The 18563-nt window shown below is 62.8% G+C and carries 17 protein-coding genes; 7 read left to right on the forward strand and 10 right to left on the reverse strand.

Translation table 11 applies throughout. The annotated features are described in order from the left end of the window. Positions 1–6 precede the first annotated feature (6 nt). The 4 genes from gatA (at position 7) to PQR27_RS00315 (ending at position 4790) form a co-directional block, all read left to right on the forward strand. Positions 7–1494 carry an Asp-tRNA(Asn)/Glu-tRNA(Gln) amidotransferase subunit GatA gene (gene gatA / locus PQR27_RS00300; RefSeq protein WP_408521749.1) on the forward strand — a complete coding sequence of 496 codons (1488 nt, stop codon included), beginning with the start codon at positions 7–9 and terminating at the stop codon, positions 1492–1494. A gap of 5 nt (positions 1495–1499) precedes the next feature. Beyond that, positions 1500–2975, forward strand: coding sequence for an Asp-tRNA(Asn)/Glu-tRNA(Gln) amidotransferase subunit GatB (gatB, locus tag PQR27_RS00305; RefSeq protein WP_408521750.1), 1476 nt, complete (start codon positions 1500–1502; stop codon positions 2973–2975). Positions 2976–3118: 143 nt separating this feature from the next. Beyond that, positions 3119–3958: a PPK2 family polyphosphate kinase gene (locus PQR27_RS00310; RefSeq protein WP_408521751.1), complete on the forward strand. Its 840-nt coding sequence runs from the start codon at positions 3119–3121 to the stop codon at positions 3956–3958. A gap of 43 nt (positions 3959–4001) precedes the next feature. Further along, positions 4002–4790 (forward strand): exodeoxyribonuclease III, encoded by a 789-nt coding sequence (locus PQR27_RS00315; RefSeq protein WP_408521752.1) that lies wholly within the window; start codon positions 4002–4004, stop codon positions 4788–4790. 49 nt (positions 4791–4839) lie between these two features. On the opposite strand, the gene PQR27_RS00320 is transcribed toward PQR27_RS00315, so the two are convergent. The 7 genes from PQR27_RS00320 to argB all read right to left on the reverse strand — a co-directional run bounded on the left by PQR27_RS00320 (position 4840) and on the right by argB (position 12160). Beyond that, positions 4840–6111 (reverse strand): M48 family metallopeptidase, encoded by a 1272-nt coding sequence (locus PQR27_RS00320; protein WP_408525367.1) that lies wholly within the window; start codon positions 6109–6111, stop codon positions 4840–4842. 23 nt (positions 6112–6134) lie between these two features. Continuing rightward, positions 6135–7529, reverse strand: coding sequence for an AmpG family muropeptide MFS transporter (locus tag PQR27_RS00325; protein ID WP_408521753.1), 1395 nt, complete (start codon positions 7527–7529; stop codon positions 6135–6137). Positions 7530–7543: 14 nt separating this feature from the next. Next, entirely contained in the window at positions 7544–8152 is a 609-nt protein-coding gene (gene metW, locus PQR27_RS00330) for a methionine biosynthesis protein MetW (protein ID WP_408521754.1), read from the reverse strand. Next, on the reverse strand, positions 8149–9294 hold the full coding sequence (metX, locus tag PQR27_RS00335; RefSeq protein WP_408521755.1) for a homoserine O-succinyltransferase MetX: 1146 nt from the start codon (positions 9292–9294) through the stop codon (positions 8149–8151). The genes metW and metX overlap by 4 nt, the downstream gene beginning before the upstream one ends. A gap of 297 nt (positions 9295–9591) precedes the next feature. After that, on the reverse strand, positions 9592–10278 hold the full coding sequence (slmA, locus tag PQR27_RS00340) for a nucleoid occlusion factor SlmA (RefSeq protein WP_408521756.1): 687 nt from the start codon (positions 10276–10278) through the stop codon (positions 9592–9594). Then, positions 10245–11048 (reverse strand): pyrimidine 5'-nucleotidase, encoded by an 804-nt coding sequence (locus PQR27_RS00345; protein ID WP_408521757.1) that lies wholly within the window; start codon positions 11046–11048, stop codon positions 10245–10247. Before PQR27_RS00345 ends, slmA begins: the two co-directional genes overlap by 34 nt. A gap of 212 nt (positions 11049–11260) precedes the next feature. Beyond that, entirely contained in the window at positions 11261–12160 is a 900-nt protein-coding gene (gene argB, locus PQR27_RS00350) for an acetylglutamate kinase (RefSeq protein ID WP_007179687.1), read from the reverse strand. A 264-nt stretch (positions 12161–12424) separates the two neighbouring features. On the opposite strand from argB, the gene PQR27_RS00355 reads away from it, so the two are divergent. Beyond that, positions 12425–12649 carry a cysteine-rich CWC family protein gene (locus PQR27_RS00355; protein WP_408521758.1) on the forward strand — a complete coding sequence of 75 codons (225 nt, stop codon included), beginning with the start codon at positions 12425–12427 and terminating at the stop codon, positions 12647–12649. A 37-nt stretch (positions 12650–12686) separates the two neighbouring features. Here PQR27_RS00355 and PQR27_RS00360 read toward each other — a convergent pair whose 3' ends face one another. After that, a complete protein-coding gene (locus tag PQR27_RS00360) occupies positions 12687–14324 on the reverse strand; it encodes a tetratricopeptide repeat protein (RefSeq protein ID WP_408521759.1) in 1638 nt (545 codons plus the stop codon). A gap of 127 nt (positions 14325–14451) precedes the next feature. On the opposite strand from PQR27_RS00360, the gene PQR27_RS00365 reads away from it, so the two are divergent. Both PQR27_RS00365 and PQR27_RS00370 read left to right on the forward strand, forming a co-directional pair. After that, positions 14452–15762 (forward strand): ATP-binding protein, encoded by a 1311-nt coding sequence (locus PQR27_RS00365; RefSeq protein WP_408521760.1) that lies wholly within the window; start codon positions 14452–14454, stop codon positions 15760–15762. Then, positions 15759–16301, forward strand: coding sequence for a response regulator transcription factor (locus PQR27_RS00370; RefSeq protein WP_408521761.1), 543 nt, complete (start codon positions 15759–15761; stop codon positions 16299–16301). The genes PQR27_RS00365 and PQR27_RS00370 overlap by 4 nt, the downstream gene beginning before the upstream one ends. A 98-nt stretch (positions 16302–16399) precedes the next feature. On the opposite strand, the gene hslU is transcribed toward PQR27_RS00370, so the two are convergent. Continuing rightward, complete coding sequence (gene hslU, locus PQR27_RS00375; RefSeq protein WP_408521762.1) at positions 16400–17749, reverse strand: ATP-dependent protease ATPase subunit HslU; 1350 nt, start codon at positions 17747–17749, stop codon at positions 16400–16402. A 9-nt stretch (positions 17750–17758) separates the two neighbouring features. Beyond that, positions 17759–18295: an ATP-dependent protease subunit HslV gene (gene hslV, locus PQR27_RS00380; RefSeq protein WP_006050517.1), complete on the reverse strand. Its 537-nt coding sequence runs from the start codon at positions 18293–18295 to the stop codon at positions 17759–17761. Between the last annotated feature and the right edge of the window lie 268 nt (positions 18296–18563).

The raw sequence follows: 18563 nt of genomic DNA on the forward strand, positions 1-18563 counted from the left end.
AACGCAATGCATGAAAAAAGCTTGACCGAACTGCGTGCCGCATTGGCGGCCAAGGAATGCTCCGCCGTCGAACTGGCGCAGTCCTATCTGAAGCGCATCGACGCGGCCAACAGCCTGAACGCCTTCATTCAGGTCGACGCCGACCTGACGCTCGCGCAGGCGAAAGCGGCCGACGCGCTGCTTCACACCGGCCATGCCGGCCCGCTGGCCGGCCTGCCGATCGCGCATAAAGACGTGTTCGTCACCAAGGGTTGGCGCTCCACGGCCGGCTCGAAGATGCTGTCGAACTACGAAAGTCCGTTCGACGCCACCGTGGTCGCGCGTCTGCAGAACGCCGGCATGGTGTGTGTGGGCAAGACCAATATGGACGAGTTCGCGATGGGCTCCTCCAACGAGAATTCGTACTTTGGTCCCGTGCAGAATCCGTGGGATCGTCAGGCTGTGCCGGGCGGTTCGTCGGGTGGTTCGGCTGCGGCGGTGGCCGCGCGTCTCGCGCCCGCAGCCACCGGCACCGATACCGGCGGCTCGATTCGTCAGCCGGCGTCGTTCTCCGGTATCACGGGTATCAAGCCCACGTACGGCCGCGTGTCGCGTTACGGCATGATTGCGTTCGCCTCGTCGCTGGATCAGGGCGGCCCGATGGCGCAAACCGCCGCGGATTGTGCGACGCTGCTCAACGCCATGGCCGGTTTCGACGAGCGCGATTCGACCAGCCTCACGCGCGAGGACGAAGACTTCACGCGCTATCTCGGCAAGAACTGGAAGGAAGACAGCGCGGACAAACCGCTCGCCGGCCTGCGTATCGGCCTGCCGAAAGAATATTTCGGCGCGGGCCTCGCCGACGACGTACGCGCCTCGATCGACGCCGCGTTGAAGCAATACGAAGCACTCGGCGCGACGCTGGTGGACGTCTCGCTGCCGAAAACCGAGCTGTCGATCCCGGTGTACTACGTGATCGCGCCGGCGGAGGCTTCGTCGAACCTGTCGCGTTTCGACGGTGTGCGCTTCGGTCATCGTGCGGCGGAATACCGCGATCTGCTGGACATGTACAAGAAGTCGCGTGCCGAGGGTTTCGGTCCGGAAGTGAAGCGCCGCATTCTGGTGGGCGCCTATGTGCTGTCGCATGGCTACTACGACGCCTACTACCTGCAGGCGCAGAAGATTCGCCGCATCATCGCGCAGGATTTCCAGGAAGCATTCAGGCAGTGCGACGTGATCATGGGGCCGGTGGCGCCGTCGGTGGCGTGGGATCTCGGCGCGAAGGGCGACGATCCCGTGCAGATGTATCTGGCCGACATCTATACGCTGTCGGTGAGCCTGGCCGGCTTGCCGGGCATGAGCGTGCCGTGCGGCTTCGGCGCGGGCGCGAATGCGCAGCGTCCGGTGGGTCTGCAGATCATCGGCAACTATTTCAATGAAGCCCGGATGCTGCAGGTGGCCGACGCGTTCCAGCGCGCAACCGACTGGCACCGCAAAGCACCGGCAGGAGTCTGAGCACCATGACCAAGCAATGGGAAGTCGTGATCGGTCTGGAGACCCACGCGCAACTGTCGACGCAATCGAAGATTTTCTCCGGCGCCGCCACGCAATTCGGCGCTGCGCCCAACACCCAGGCGTGCCCCGTCGATCTGGCCTTGCCGGGCACGCTGCCGGTCATGAACCGCGGCGCCGTGGAGCGAGCGATCCAGTTCGGCCTCGCGATTGGTTCCACGATCGCGCCGCGCAGCATTTTCGCGCGCAAGAATTATTTTTATCCTGATCTGCCGAAGGGCTATCAGATCAGCCAGTACGAGATTCCCGTCGTGCAGGGCGGCCAGGTGACGATTCAGGTGCCGGCTAACGAAAAGGCGGGCAAGGAAGCGTACGAGAAGGTCGTCAACCTGACGCGCGCTCACCTCGAAGAAGACGCGGGCAAGTCGCTGCACGAAGACTTCGCGGGCATGACCGGCATCGACCTGAATCGCGCCGGCACGCCGCTGCTCGAAATCGTCACGGAACCGGAAATGCGCAGCGCGGCAGAAGCCGTTGCCTATGCGAAGACGCTGCACACGCTCGTCACCTGGCTCGGTATCTGCGACGGCAACATGCAGGAAGGCTCGTTCCGTTGCGACGCGAACGTCTCGGTGCGGCCGGTCGGACAGGCGGAATTCGGCACGCGCGCGGAAATCAAGAACCTGAACTCGTTCCGCTTCCTCGAAGAAGCGATTCAGTACGAAGTGCGCCGCCAGATCGAATTGATCGAAGACGGCGGCACGGTGGTGCAGGAAACACGTCTGTACGATCCGGACAAGCGTGAAACGCGCTCGATGCGCAGCAAGGAAGACGCGCACGACTACCGCTATTTCCCTGATCCGGATCTGATGCCGCTGATGATCGACGCGGCATGGGTCGAGCGCGTGAAGGGCGAGATGCCGGAACTGCCGGTAGCGATTCAGCAACGCTTTGTGTCGCAATACGGCCTCACGCCGTACGACGCGAACGTGCTGACGTCGAGCAAGGCCATGGCCGCGTACTACGAAGCGGTCGTCCTGAAGGTGGGCCCGTCGAACGCCAAGGTCGCGGCTAACTGGCTGATGGGCGAAGTGTCGTCGCAATTGAACCGCGAAGGCCTCGATATTGCCGATAGCCCCGTTTCGTCGGCGCAACTCGCCTTGCTGCTGCAGCGTATCGCCGACGGCACGATCTCCAACAAGATCGCCAAGGAAATTTTCCTCGCGATCTGGGAAGAGAAAGCCACCGACGAAGCCGCGGCCGATCGCATCATCGAAGCGAAGGGTTTGAAGCAGATTTCGGACACCGGCGCGCTGGAAGCGATCATCGACGAAGTGCTCGCGGCGAACCAGAAGTCGGTCGAGGAATTCCGCGCCGGCAAGGAAAAAGCGTTCAATGCGCTGATCGGTCAGGCAATGAAAGCGACCAAGGGCAAGGCGAATCCGGCGCAGGTCAACGAACTGCTGAAGAAGAAGCTGTCCTGAGTTGAGACTCAATTGAAAGAGCACGGCTGAAGCAGACGCTTTGGCCATCGCGGGCTGTTGCCGGAAACGAAAGTGGGGCAACGGCCCGTTTCATTTTGCGGGCCACGCGAGGTCACTTTTAACGCAGATCATGGAGTGTGTGGATGGCGAAGCAACCCGAACTCGACGATTTCCGCGTACCGTATTGCGACGACAGCAAGAAAAAAAGCAAATTCTCGCTCGACGCTTTCGATCCGGCCGCCAAGCCTTTTTCGAGCGGCTCGAAAGACGCAGACCGTGCGCGTCTTTCGGAGATCGGCGCCACGCTCGACACCTTGCAGGAATGTCTGCACGCCCAGCAAAAGCGTCGCGTGTTACTGGTGTTGCAGGGCATGGATACGAGCGGCAAGGACGGCACGATCCGCGCGGTGTTCCACGAAGTCGATCCGCTGGGTTTGCGCATCGTGCCGTTCAAGGCACCGACGCCGCTCGAGCTTGCGCACGATTTCCTGTGGCGCGTGCATTCGCAGGCACCCGCCGCCGGCGAGCTGACGATCTTCAACCGTAGTCACTATGAAGATCTGCTGGTGCCGACGGTGCTTGGCGATCTGGATGCCGAAGCATTCGAGCGACGTTGCTGCCATATTCGTCAGTTCGAGGAGATGCTGGCCTATAGCGGCACGAGCATCATCAAATGCATGCTGCACATTTCGAAAGACGAGCAGCGCGCGCGTTTGCAGGCGCGCATCGACGATCCGAGCAAACACTGGAAATTCGATGTCGCTGATCTCGATGCGCGTAAGCAGTGGGACAAATATCAGGCGGCGTATCGCGACGCGCTGGCTGCGACTTCAACGGATTACGCGCCGTGGTACGTGATTCCGGCCGACTCAAAAACGCACCGCAACGTGATGGTCGGCGAATTGCTGCTGCGCATGTTCGAGGGGCTGAAGCTCGAATACCCGCCTGCCAAAGAATCGCTGAAGGGCGTGAAGGTCGTGTGACCGGCCCTTTGACTAACAACGAAATGAATCAGAAAGGAACGACATGTTGCGTGTGATTACCGCCAACCTGAACGGCATCCGCTCCGCGGCGAAGAAGGGCTTTTTCGAGTGGTTCGGCGAGCAGCAGGCCGACGTACTGTGCGTGCAGGAAATCAAATGCTCGCAGGACGATATGACGCCGGAATTCATGGCGCCGCACGATTTCACCGGCTACTTCCAGCACGCGGTGAAAAAGGGTTATAGCGGCGCGGGCGTGTACACGCGTCACGAGCCGGATGAAGTCGTGATCGGCTTCGGCAGCGAAGAGTTCGACGCGGAAGGCCGCTACGTCGAGTTGCGGTTCGGCAAGCTGTCGGTCGTTTCGGTGTATGTGCCGTCGGGTTCGAGCGGCGAGGAGCGCCAGCAGGCGAAGTACCGCTTCATGGACGTGTTCCTGCCGCATCTCGCGGAACTCGCCAAAGAGCGCGAAGTGATCGTGTGCGGCGACGTGAACATCGTCCACAAGGAAATCGACATCAAGAACTGGAAAAGCAATCAGAAGAATTCAGGCTGCCTGCCGGAAGAGCGCGCGTGGCTCGACACGCTGTTCGATGAAGTCGGCTACGTCGACGTGTTCCGTACGCTCGACCAACGGCCGGAACAGTACACGTGGTGGAGCAATCGCGGCCAGGCGTATGCGAAGAATGTCGGGTGGCGGATCGATTATCAGATCGCGACGCCGGGTATCGCCAGCAAGGCAAAGCGCACCGACGTGTTCCGCGACATCAAATTCAGCGACCATGCGCCGCTCACGGTCGACTACGACCACAAGGTGGGCAAGAGCAGGAAGTAAGCGCCGGAGCCATGACACGCGAGCCGCGGGGCTCGCGGCTCGGGCTGAATTATTCGCGCGCCGGTTTGCGGCGCGGGCGGCCCATACCGGCGTAGTCCGGCAGCGTGTCCACCGCTTTACCCACGGCCTTGGCGTAGAGCGGCAGCATATCCGGCAGGCGCTTGACGATGTCCTGGCGGCGCGCCGGCGTGTACGGATGCACGTAGATGAAGCCCTGCTCGCGATTGCTGCGCGTCGCCGTCGCCAGCTTGTCCCACAGCGTGACTGCCGCGCGCGGATCGAAGCCCGCACGCGACGCGATATCGCTACCGATCACGTCGGCTTCGGTTTCGTCGGTGCTCTCGTACTTCATTTCCAGCAATTGCGAACCGATGCCGAGCGGCGCTGCGCCGAGATCGGCGAGACCGAACAACTGCGGTATCCCACCCGACGAGCTGAGTTGCCCCGCTTGCTGTTCGCCGAGCCGCTCGCGCGCGTGTTCGCGCAGCGCATGGGCGATCTCGTGGCCGATCAGCATGCCGAGTTCGTTGTCGTTCAGACGTGTGCGGTCGAGCAGACCGCTGTACACGACGATCTTGCCGCCCGGCAGACAGTACATGCGGATATCGGGCGAGCGCACCACCGCGACATCCCACTTCCAGCCTTTTGCGCGCTCGTTCCATTTCAGCGAGTACGGAATCAGCTTGTCCATGATCGAACGTACGCGCGTGACGTGTGCGTCGGTTTCACCGTATAGACGGTTTGCATGGTCCGCACCGCGGGCGATCTGATCGAACTCTTCTGCGGCTTGCGCCTCGAGCATCGGCGATGGAATCAGATTGCGGAACACGATGTAGCCGCCGTAGCGCAGTTGCGAGTTCTGGCCGTACGACGATGATGCGGGCGCGTTGGCGGCGGGCGTCGAGGTGGCGCTGGGCGCTTTGGCGGCCGCGGCCGGCGCTGAAGTCGGCGCGGGCGTTTTGGCTGTCACGGGTTGTGGTGGCGGCGGTGATGCAGGCGCTGACGGTGCTGACGGCGACGTGGCCGCGGCAGGCGCGCTGCCCGCGTTTGCGGCACTGGTCGCGGCGGGGGGCGCCGGCGTGGTGTTCTCCGCGCTCGCTGGGGCTGGTGCGGTCTTTGCCGCTGGCGGCGTGGTCGGAGCCGGAGCCGGTGCAGGCGCAGCGGCACTCGGCGCGCTTGTGCTGATTGCCGGCATAGCTGCCGCGTGCGCGCTCAACGGCGACGTCAGCGTCAGGCTCGCCCAGGCGAGTGCCAATGCGGTACCCAGTACGGCGCGGTCGCCGGCCTTGCGGGACGCAGTTCCAGAGGTGTCCGCGCGCATCGCGTACGTTGGCTTGCGCACCGTCACGACGGCTTCCTCCAGGGCGCGATGCGCAACAGGAGCAGCATGCCTGGCAGCGCCAGCGCGGTACACACGATGAAGTAGTCGAACCAGCCGATCCGCGCGACCACGTAGCCGCTTGCCGCCGATGCCAGCGTGCGCGGCACCGAAGCCAGGCTCGTGAAGAGCGCGAACTGCGTGGCCGTATAACGCGGATCAGTGGTGCTGGCGATGTAGGCGACGAAGGCAGCCATCGTCAGGCCGGTGGCAAAGGTTTCAAGGCCGTAGACGAGTGCGAGCGCCACCGAGCGCGGATCGAGCTGGACAGTCCAGTCGATGCCGAACACCGATAGCAGTTTCGTCGTCCCCTGGCTCAGTCCAACCGCAATGTCGTAGACGACAGCCAATCCAGGCGAGGCAGGGCCGATATGCGCGAGCCACGCGAAGCCGAGCGTCGACACCATTTGCAGGATGCCGAAAATCCACAGCCCACGCCCGATGCCGATACGCATCAGCCAGATTCCGCCGACAATCCCACCCGCGAGACTCGCGCCGAACGCGGTGGTCTTGGCGATCACGCCGATCTGCGTGCGGGAGAAACCGATGTCGAGAAAGAACGACGTCGACAGCGTGGTTGCCATCGTGTCGCCGAGTTTGTAGAGAAAAATGAACGCCAGCACAAAGAGCGCGCCACGCCAGCCATCGCGCTGGATAAATTCGCGAAACGGCAGCACGATCGCATCGCGCAGATTTTTCGGCGGCGCGCCGTGGACCTCGGGTTCGCGAACCACCAGCGTCATGATCATGCCCGGCAGCATGAACGCGGCGGTGACCGCGAATACGGTAGCCCAGGGCAGATGATCGGACAGAATCAGCGCCAGGGAACCCGGCACCAGGGCGGCAATCTTGTAGGCATTCACGTGCACGGCATTGCCGAGACCCTGCTGCGTGTCGCTCAGCAATTCACGGCGGTAGGCATCGATCGCGATGTCCTGACTCGCGCCGAAGAGCGCGACCAGCGCCGTCAACGCGGCCACCATCCAGATGGAATCGCGCGGCGAGACGAAGCCGAGTGCGGCGATCGCGCCCGCCACCAGAATCTGCGTGACCAGCATCCAGCCGCGCCGTCTGCCCGGACGCCAGCCCGGAAGACGCGGCACGTAGCGGTCCATCAGCGGCGCCCAGATGAATTTCCATGTGTACGGGAACTGAATCAGCGCAAACAGGCCGATTTCCTTCAGATTGACGCCTTCGGAGCGTAGCCACGCCTGCACCAGATAGACGAGGGTGAACAGCGGCAGTCCCGACGTAAAGCCGAGAAAGACGCAAATCAGCATGCGCGTATTCAGGAACGCGCGCCAGCCGGGATGTTCTTCGTGAGCGGTAAGTGCAGGCGCCTCGTGCGGCGGGTTCGACATGTGGATAATTTGCGTTAGCTTTTCTTGACGCGATAGACCGCAAGACTACCACGCCAGTTCACGCCCCATCGCACCACCTGGCCGTCATGCAGCACCACGCGGTCGAGAATTTCGATGCCGACCTCGGGCGCGAGCGCCTCGAAATCCTCGATAGTCAGTACCCGCACGTTCGGTGTGTTGTGCCATTGATAAGGCAACGACTTCGACACCGGCATGCGTCCCTGCAGCACCGAAAGGCGGTGTGCCCAGTAGCCGAAATTCGGGAACGACACGATGCATTCCTTGCCCACCCGCACGGTTTCGCGCAGGATCGCGGCGGTCTGATGAATAGTTTGCAGCGTTTGCGACAAAATCGCGAAATCGAAGCTGCTGTCCTCGAACAGACGCAGGCCGTCTTCCAGATTCTGCTGGATCACGTTGACGCCGTTCTGGGTCGACGCCAGCACGCCGGCGTCATTGATTTCGATGCCGTAGCCCTGCACGTCCAGCTCTTCCTTCAACAGCGACAGCAGCGAGCCGTCGCCGCAGCCGAGATCGAGCACAGTGGCGCGCGGTTCGACCCAGCGGGCGATCGCGCGAAAGTCCGGGCGCAGCGCCAGGTAATCGAGTGCTCGCTGGTTCATGGGTTCACCTCGTTCGCAATACGTTCGTAATAGGCGCGCATCACGTTGTGATAGCGGGCGTCGTCGAGCAGGAAGGCGTCGTGGCCGTGCGGTGCGTCGATTTCCGCGTACGTCACCGTGCGCTTGTGATCGAGCAGCGCCTTCACCAGTTCGCGCGAGCGGGCCGGCGCGAAGCGCCAGTCGGTCGAGAAACTGGCGATCAGGAATTTTGCCGTGGTGTGCGCGACGGCGGCCGTCAGATCGCCGTCGAAAGCTTTGGCCGGGTCGAAATAGTCGAGCGCGCGGGTGATCAGCAAATACGTGTTCGCGTCGAAGTAATCGGCGAACTTGTCGCCCTGGTAGCGCAGGTACGACTCCACTTCGAATTCCACGTCGAAGTTGAAGTTGTATGCGTCTACCGCGCCTTCCGCACGGCGCAGCGAACGGCCGAATTTCTCGGCCATGTCGTCATCGGACAGATACGTGATGTGGCCGATCATGCGGGCGACGCGCAAGCCGCGCTTCGGCTTCACGTTGTGCGCGTAGTAGTTGCCGCCATGGAAGTCGGGGTCCGACAGGATCGCCGAGCGCGCCACCTCGTTGAACGCGATGTTCTGCGCGGACAGTTTCGGCGTGGACGCGACCACGATGCAATGGCCGATGCGCTCCGGATACATGATGCTCCATGCGAGCGCCTGCATGCCGCCAAGGCTGCCGCCCATCACCGCGGCAAAGCGCGTGATGCCGAATTCGTCAGCGACGCGGGCTTGGGCGTTGACCCAGTCTTCAACCGTCACGACGGGAAAGGTCGCGCCATACGGGTTGCCCGTCGCCGGGTCGATGCTCATCGGACCGGTCGAGCCGAAGCACGAGCCGAGATTGTTCACGCCGATCACGAAGAACCGGTCGGTGTCGAGCGGCTTGCCCGGCCCCACCATGTTGTCCCACCAGCCGATGTCCTTGGGATTGTCCGCATAGACGCCCGCCACGTGGTGCGACGCGTTGAGCGCGTGGCACACCAGCACGGCATTGCTGCGTGTAGCGTTCAGCGTGCCGTAGGTTTCGACCATCAGGTCGTAACCGGCCAGCGAGCTGCCGTTCTGCAGGCGCAGCGGCTCGTTGAAATGCATTTTTTGGGGAGCGACGATACCGATCGATTCCATTCATTCCGCCATTTAACAAAAACAGGGCGGCTAGATGGCGTCGGCGAGGCACGGGGAGAAAGACGATGTGCGCGGCTGACGACCTCTTTAGCCGCATTTGTAGTGAACCGCGGGATCGTTCCCGGCAGTTCGCGCGCCCGCAATCGAGTCAGCAAATCGGCGCGTTTCAGGTATTCGAGGTGTTGCGGATTGCGGCGCCGGGTGTCTCCAGGCGCTGCAATCAGGCGCAAAGTATAGCGGAAAATCTCACGCGACAGCGTCGAAGCGCTCGCGTGCTGCGAGCCTATGCCACGCGGACTACTGAAGAATCAGCAGCAGTTGTGCATCGGCGTATTCGGCGGGTGATCGTGTGAAGCCGCCGCGTACATACCGGTGCCAACGGCCGATGATGTAGCTCAACAGCAGGCTCGCGCGAATGGCGGGATCGTAGTCGGCGGGCAGTGGCGCGGCGGCGTGCGTGCTTGTCGCGCCTTCTGCGTTCGCGTTCTCCATTTGCGCGAGCCGCAAACATTGCTTGAGCGACGCCTCGACCCGCTCCAGCATCTGGTTGACGCGTTCGGTCAGCCGTTCATGCTCGCCAACCAACGCTTCGCACGTCAATACACGCGTCATGCCGGGATTCTTTGCAGGGAAGTTGAGCAGCATCAGCGCGATCGCGCGGGCCTGCAGCACGCCATTGCTTTCCTTGCCGGTGATCTGGTTGATCAGGCCGAAGATGGTCTGCTCGATGAACTCGATAAGCCCTTCGAACATTTGCGCCTTGCTGGCGAAATGACGGTACAGCGCGGCTTCCGAGACGCCGAGACGGGCGGCGAGCGCCGCCGTGGTGATCTTTTCGCTCTTGGGCGCTTCCAGCATCGCTGCCAGCGTCTGCAGGATGTGCACGCGGCGCTCGCCCGGTTTCAGACGCGGCGCACGCGCTGCGGGCTGCGCGGCAGGTTCATGTTCGGCTAAGGCTTCGTCAGGCTTGTCGATCCGCTGCATGGCTGTCGTCCCGTCTGCTGTCCCTTCAATCGAACCGAGCGGGTGCCCAGTCGCAACGATTTTAACGAACGAATGCATCTGTCGACATAGTGCGGTCGGCCGGTGCCCGGCAAACGCGTGGGTATGCCGTCCGCGTGCGGCTTGCGCGGCAGATGGCCGGTGATCCACACGGTACGGATGCCCAGCCGCCGGTAGTTCTTCAGATGCGAGCGCGTATCTTCGACGAGGATCGCGTCCTTGAGCGAAACGTGGGCGTCACGCATCGCTTTGCGCAACATCGCGTGGTCGGGTTTGGCGCGCCAGCGGCGACGGTCGCGCATATGCTCGATCGCGATCACCTGTTCGAACAGCCGCTCGATGCGCAACTCCGCCAGCACTGCACGCGCATACGCTTCCGGCGCGTTGGTCAGCACGATCTTGCGGCCTGGCAGCGCCGCGACAAGGCGCGCGACGCCGCGTTCGTGGCGAATCATCGAACCGAGATCGGGAAAGGTATGCACGACTCTCAGGAAGTCGTTGGGATCGAGTGGATGGTGCCGTGCGAGCCCGAGCAGCGCCGCGCCATAGCGCTGCGTGTACCCGGAGCGCAACCGGTTGGCTTCGTCACGTTCGACTTGAAGCGCGTCGATGATGTACTGCGTCATCGCCTGATTGATCGCCGGAAAGATGGCGTGCGAAGCGTGGTGCAGCGTGTTGTCGAGATCGAACAGCCAGACCGGACTGCCGCCTGCAATGTGCGGGCGACGGCGCCGGGAAGTGGAAGTGCGCATGATAAGGAGAGCCGGCTAGCGGTGTGCGCCCGCATCATGCAGCGAACGCGAACGCGAACGGTTCGGGATGCGGGCGGCGTTAAAAAAGGGGAGAGCGCGTATGCGCGATAAGACGGTGCGTTGTGGGTCGCCTGACGCGGCGGCAGCGGAACAGCAAGACACACAGGGGCCGCCTTGTTGGCGAGCCCCGTGCGCCGTGTGTGAGGCGGGGATCAATGCGAGCGGATCATCGTGCCGAACGGCTGTTCGGTGAGAATCTCCAGCAGCACGGAATGTTCGATCCGGCCGTCGATGATGTGTACCGAGCGCACGCCGCTCTTGGCCGCGTCCAGCGCGGACGAGATTTTCGGCAGCATGCCGCCGGAGATCGTGCCGTCGGCGAACAGGCCGTCGATCTCGCGCGCCGACAGATCGGTCAGCAGATTGCCTTCTTTATCCATCACGCCGGGGATGTTGGTCATCATGACGAGCTTTTCGGCATTCAGTACCACTGCCAGTTTGCCCGCGACCAGATCCGCGTTGATGTTGTACGACAGGCCGTCTTCACCGAAGCCGATCGGCGAGATGACCGGAATGAACGCGTCGTCCTGCAGCGCTTTCACGACGGCCGGATTGATCGCCTCGACTTCGCCCACCTGGCCGATATCGACATACTGGCCCGGATTGTCGCGATCCGGCATCAGCATCTTGCGCGCGTGGATCAGGCCGCCGTCTTTGCCGGTCAGACCGACCGCGTGGCCGCCGAAATGGTTGATCAGCGTGACGATATCCTGCTGCACTTCGCCGCCGAGCACCCATTCGACGACTTCCATCGTCTCTTCGTCAGTGACGCGCATGCCCTGGATGAACGTGCCCTGCTTGCCGATTTTCTTCAGCGCCTGGTCGATTTGCGGACCGCCGCCGTGCACGATGACCGGATTGATACCGACCAGCTTCAGCAAAATCACGTCGCGCGCGAAGCCCTGCTTCAGGCGCTCCTCGGTCATGGCGTTGCCGCCGTATTTGATGACTACGGTCTTACCGTGATACTGGCGAATGTAAGGCAGCGCCTCGGCCAGGATTTCAGCCTTCAGGGTGGGCGCAATCTGCGAAAGGTCGGGAAGCTCGGACATGGCGGCGGGCTCAGGCACGGAACAGTTGAATCAGGGCGAATTGTACAGGACTGGCGCGCTGCAACAGGGTTTTCGACTTCGGCGCGGACAGCGGGCGGCGCGCCCTTTGCGCACTGCGCAATGACGGTGCGAAAGCGACGGCCGGACATGAAGCGTACCGGTATTCGCAAGCGCCCGGCAATTGGCCGAACGGACGAATCACCGGGGCTTGCCAGTCGTGGCATCATTTCCAGACCGACGCCTAGCGAGATCATCCGGCCCGTCATGAAAACCTCCACCTCCCGTGCCGGAAGCAGCGCGCGCTGCCCACGCTGTGGCGCCGCGTTCGATTGCGCGATGCATGGCGTGCCGTTCGACTGCTGGTGCCGCGAGATGCCGCCGATGCCTGCCGACAGACTGGATCCGCGCGGCCGCTGTCTGTGCCCCGAATGTCTGGCCGCGGAAATTGCCCAAGCCGCGCAGGCAGGGCCGGGCGCCGGTGCGCCCTGAAGCCGGCAGTTTGCTGGCGGCGCGTTGGCGTTGCGGGCTAGGCGGCGCCGTGCCGGGCGGCGAGCGCGCCCAGATCGCGTGAAACGGCTGCGAGCGCCGGCTCCCATTGGCCGAATTGCTGCTGCCGGTATAGCGTCGTACCCGGATACCACGGGCTGTCGCTCCGGTCGAGTAGCCAGACCCAGTGAGGATTGACGTCGAGCAGTACCCATGTGCGCTGGCCGAGCGCACCACTCAGATGCGCCACGGACGTGCAAACCGTGATGACAAGATCGAGCGCGCTGACAAACGCGGCGGTGTCGTCAAAGCTGCCGAAGCCGGCGGTGTAGTCGATCATCGGCAGACCGCCTGCGCGCGCGGCGGCAACGTCCGCATCCGCGCCCGGTTGCAACGAGTAGAACGCCACATTGTGCAGGCCGCTGAAATGAGCCGCGTAGCGCTCCCAACCGATGCGCCGGAATGGATTGCGCTGATGGCCGGGACTGCCGGTCCAGGCCAGTCCTACTTTGAGCCGGGTTTCTGCGGCGAGCCGGGTTCGCCATGACGCGCAGGCTGCGGTGTCCGCGTGTAAATATGGCGTAGCGGCGGGGATCGTGTCTTCGCGGGTGTCGAATCCGAGTGGCACGCTGAGTAGCGGAATCTCGTAGTCGAACGACGGCAGGGATTCGACGCCGCCGCCTGCCGAGTAGCTGTCCACATGATTGCCAAGGCTGCGCACCAGCAGCGCGCCCATTTGCGGAAACGAATTCCAGATGATGCGGCCGCCCTCGCGATGAACCCGCTCGGCCAGCAATGGAATATAGCGGCTGAACTGCAACAGATCGCCCATGCCCTGCTCGCCCCAAACCAGCAGCGTCTTGCCCGCGAGCGATTCGCCTCGCCAGGTCGGCGCTGGCATTGCTGGACGGTTGCCGCCGAGTTCAAGCGAACCGTCCCAGCGCGCTTCGTGGGCCGGCCAGCCATGCGCATAGTCGCCGCGCATGAGCTGTAGCATGGCGAGATTGGAGCGCATGGTCGGGTCGTTGGGCGCCAGTGCGCAGGCCGTTTTTGCAGCAGCCTCCGCTTCGTCCCAGCGTTGCGCTTCACGCAGTGCCAGCGCATAGTTGTTGTGCGCCAGCGGGCTATCCGGTGAGCATGCCACGGCTCGCGCGCCAGCTTCGAGTGCGCGCGGCAGATTCAAATTGACGCGGCTTGTCTGCGCCAGATTGGTCCATATGTCACCGTTGTCAGGCTCGTCGTGTGCCGCGCTTTCCAGTAACGTGACCTGCTCGCCCAGGTCGCCGCCCGTGAGCGTCAACGCGCCCGCGAGATTGTTCCGCAGTTGCGGCAGGTGTGGATCGAGTGCGAGTGCGCGGCGATATGGCGCAATGGCTTCGCTGTGCCGCTTCGCCATTTGCAGCGCGTAGCCAAGGCGGAAGTGCGCCGATGCGCGATCGGCCTGGAGTTGGGCAATAATGGCGGCGAGCGCAATGGCGTCGTCGTGACAATGTTGCTGAAGCAGTGCGTGGAAGAGCGATTCGAGCGCCGGCTCGTCGACCGGATGAAGCTGCGCGGCGGCTTTGAGCCAGTTCGCTTGCGCGTCTACCGCCCCATTTAGTTGGGCTGCGGCAGCATGTCGCAGAAAGCTCAGGAAAGCTGACGAAGCGGCTTCGGAATCGAAAGAGGTAGACGGCATAAGTGAGTCTGGGCGGCGCGGGAACGCGAGGCGAGATCAGAACGCGCGGTACTGTCGCAAGAATTCCATGTTACCGGCAAAGGGCCGCGGGATGTGTCGGACAACTCCGAACGGGTAAACTGAAGTCATGCATCGTACAACCAACACCGGCCGGGTCAACCTCGGTCATCTGTTCTGGCTGCGTAGTCTCGCGATCATTGGCCAGCTGACGACGATCGCGGTCGTGCAAATCTTCGTTGGCGTGCACCTGCCATTGCCCGCGATGTTGCTGGTGATCGCGCTCGAAGCGGTCTTCAACGGCCTCACGTGGTGGCGCGTTTCACAGCAGCGCCCCGAATCCAATCTCGAACTGTTCGGTCAGATCTGGGTCGATCTGGGCGCGTTGTCCGCGCTGTTGTTTCTCTCCGGTGGCACCACCAATCCCTTCGTTTCACTCTATCTGCCGTCGCTCGCCATTGCGGCGGCCGTGCTGCCCTGGCATCTGATGGCGTGGCTCGCGGCGTTTGCTGTGGCCTGCTATGCGGTGCTCGGTTTCGATTCGGTGCCACTCAATCTCGACAATCCCGCGAACCTGTTCGACTACTATCGCGCCGGCATGTGGGTCAACTTCATGGTGAGCGTTGGTCTCATTGCATGGTTCGTCGCGCGCATGTCGCGCGCCCTGCGGCTACGTGACGCAGCGCTCGGCGACGCCCAGCAGCGCTTGCTCCACGATGAACGCGCCGTGGCGCTCGGCGTTCAGGCGGCAACGGTCGCGCACGAAATCGGCACGCCGCTGTCTACCATTGCGATGCTGTCCGAAGAGTTGCGCGACGCCGCGCGTACAGATCAGGGTCTGGAGCCCTATACCGCCGACCTCGAGCTGCTCGATCAGCAAATGACGCTATGTACATCGGCGCTTGCACGACTGCGCAGTCGCGCGACGACAACCACTAACCGGCAACGGGTCGGCGAATGGCTCGAGTCGTTCGGCGAGCAATGGCGCTTGCGTCATCCGCATGTGAAGTTTGAGCGGATCGGTGTGCCGCCCGCCGATGTCAGCCTTGACGACACAGTGGCCGTCAGTCAGATTCTCACGATTCTGCTCGACAACGCCGCGCGTGCGAGCCGCGATCACGTGACGCTTTCCTGCACGCTCACCGCTCGCGGCGAGCAGATCGAATTTGAAGTGTGCGACGCGGGACCCGGCATTCCGGCGGCGTTGCGCGGGTCGCTCGGCACGATACCGGTCAACAGCACGCAGGGCGGCCACGGCGTGGGCCTGTATCTGGCGTTTTCGGCGGCGGCGCGTCTGAAGGGAGCGATCGAGTTGACCGATGTCAGCGAAGTCAAGCCGCGTGGCACGCGTGCAGTGCTGAGACTGCCGCTTGCCGCGCGCAAATCATCCGGCGCGGGCCGTCAGGGCGCCGCGCCATCCAACACGGAGAAACAGGCATGAGCGATATGAATTTTCTGGTGATCGACGACGATGAGGTGTTCTCCGTCACCCTCGCACGCGGTCTGACGCGGCGCGGTTACACGGTGGCCGAGGCGCATAACGCGGCCGAGGCGATCAGGCTCGCGAACCGGCAGAAGTTCAGCCACATCACGGTAGACCTGCATCTCGGCAACGACTCGGGCCTCACGCTCGTCGCACCCTTGCGCGAATTGCAACCGGACGCACGCATGCTGGTGCTGACGGGCTACGCCAGCATCGCCACGACGGTACAGGCAGTCAAAGACGGCGCCGATAATTACCTGGCCAAGCCTGCCAACGTCGAAACGATTTTGTCGGCGCTGCAAAGCGAGGCGAGTGCCTTGCAAGCCGAAGAGGCGATCGAACATCCCATGCCGTTGTCACTCCCGCGTCTCGAGTGGGAGCATATTCAGCGCTTGCTCGTCGAGCGCAAAGGCAATATTTCAGCTACCGCGCGGGCGTTGAACATGCATCGCCGAACGTTGCAGCGCAAGCTGGGGAAGCGGCCGGTCAAGCAATAGGCGCGTCGTTGGCTATCTAGTTCGCCAGTGTTTCGAATGCAAAAAAGGCTGCCTCGTGAGAGGCAGCCTTTTCTGCAACGCGCGCGGCTAAAGCACCATCACAACACGTAGCGCGACAGATCCTCGTTGTCCGCCACTTCGTTCAGCGCGCGATCCACATACGCCGCGTCGATCTTCACCGTCGTACCCGAGTGATTGCCCGCTGCGAACGAGACATCTTCGAGCAGCTTTTCGATCACCGTGTAAAGGCGGCGCGCACCGATGTTTTCGGTCTTTTCGTTCACCGAGTACGCGATTTCGGCCATACGCCGAATGCCGTCGTCGGCGAATTCGAGGTGGACGTCTTCCGTGGCCAGCAGCGCCTGGTATTGCTTGACGAGGCTCGCATCGGTCGACACGAGGATCGATTCGAAGTCCTTCACCGAGAGCGAATCCAGTTCAACGCGAATCGGGAAGCGCCCTTGCAGTTCCGGAATCAGATCGCTCGGCTTGGCGAGATGGAACGCCCCGCTCGCAATGAACAGGATGTGATCGGTCTTCACCATGCCGTACTTGGTGTTGATCGTGGTGCCTTCGACGAGCGGCAACAGATCGCGCTGCACGCCCTGGCGCGACACCTCACCGCCGCCGGCTTCGTTGCGCGATGCGATCTTGTCGATTTCGTCGAGGAACACAATGCCGTTCTGCTCGACGTTCTGGACCGCCCTGGCTTTCACCTCTTCGTCGTTGAGCATCTTGCCGGCTTCTTCGTCGGTGAGGACCTTTAGCGCTTCTTTCACCTTCAGCTTACGGCGCGTTTTCTTGCCACCGCCGATGTTCGCGAACATCGAACGGATCTGCTCGGTCATGTCTTCCATGCCCGGCGGCCCCATGATGTCCATGCCCACTTGCGGCTGTTCGACGTCGAGCTCGATTTCCTTGTCGTCCAGCAAACCTTCGCGCAGGCGCTTGCGGAAGGTCTGGCGCGTGGTGCTGCTACCTTCGTCAGCCGTGTCCGCGGCGCTTGAACTCGCACCGAAACCGACCGGACGCGCGCTCGGCAACAGGATGTCAAGGATGCGGTCTTCGGCCTGATCTTCGGCCTTGGTCCGCACCTTGCGCATTTCTGTTTCGCGCGTTTGCTTGATCGAGATTTCCATCAGATCGCGCACGATGCTGTCGACGTCGCGGCCCACGTAGCCGACTTCGGTGAACTTGGTGGCTTCGATCTTGATGAACGGCGCGTCGGCCAGTTTCGCCAGACGCCGCGCGATTTCGGTTTTACCGACGCCCGTCGGTCCGATCATCAGAATGTTCTTCGGCGTGATTTCCTGGCGCAGCGGCTCTTCGACCTGCTGACGGCGCCAGCGATTACGCAGCGCGACAGCCACCGCTTTCTTCGCCCGGCCTTGGCCGATGATGTGTTTGTCGAGTTCCGAGACGATCTCGGCAGGGGTCATGGTGCTCATCGTGGGTCCTTACTCGATCGTCTCGATAACGCGGTTGTGGTTCGTGTAGATGCACATGTCGCCGGCAATCTCCAGTGACTTCTCCACGATTTCGCGCGGTGACAACTCAGTGTTGTCCGCGAGCGCTTTCGCGGCGGCCTGCGCGTACGCACCGCCGGAACCGATCGCGCAGATGCCGCCTTCCGGGTCGAGCACGTCGCCGTTACCGGTGATGACGAGCGTGGTGGTGGCGTCGGCCGCGATCAGCATGGCTTCAAGGCGGCGCAGCATGCGGTCGGTGCGCCAGTCTTTGGCGAGCTCGACCGCCGCGCGCGTCAGATTGCCTTGATGTTTTTCCAGCTTCGCTTCGAAGCGGTCGAGCAGCGAGAAGGCGTCGGCCGTGCCGCCGGCGAAGCCGACCAGCACCTTGCCGTTATAGATGCGCCGGACTTTTTTCGCCCCGCCTTTCATGACGATATTGCCCAGCGTCACCTGGCCGTCGCCGCCGAGCGCGACCTTGTCGCCGCGGCGCACGGAGACGATCGTCGTGCCGTGAAATTGCTCCATATGCGTTCCTCTTTGCAAAACGGGTAGGACACGGCGGCGCAGCGCACCACCGCATGAATCCTGAAAGCGGACGGCGCGCGACGTTGAAATCCAGACCGGCCGGCGCGCGCTCGTGCGACGCATGTCCGATTTATTTTAGGGCGTGCGCGGTCATATCAAGAGCCGGCAAATGGCATAAGACAAAAAACAGGGAATTGAGAGCCGGACTGGCAGGCGGGGCGCGGCCTGCGGACGCCGGGCAGAACGGCCGCTACAGGCCACCGACAGG

It is taken from the genome of Paraburkholderia fungorum, from assembly GCF_046027215.1.
In the GTDB taxonomy this organism is placed as follows: Bacteria; Pseudomonadota; Gammaproteobacteria; order Burkholderiales; family Burkholderiaceae; genus Paraburkholderia; species Paraburkholderia fungorum_D.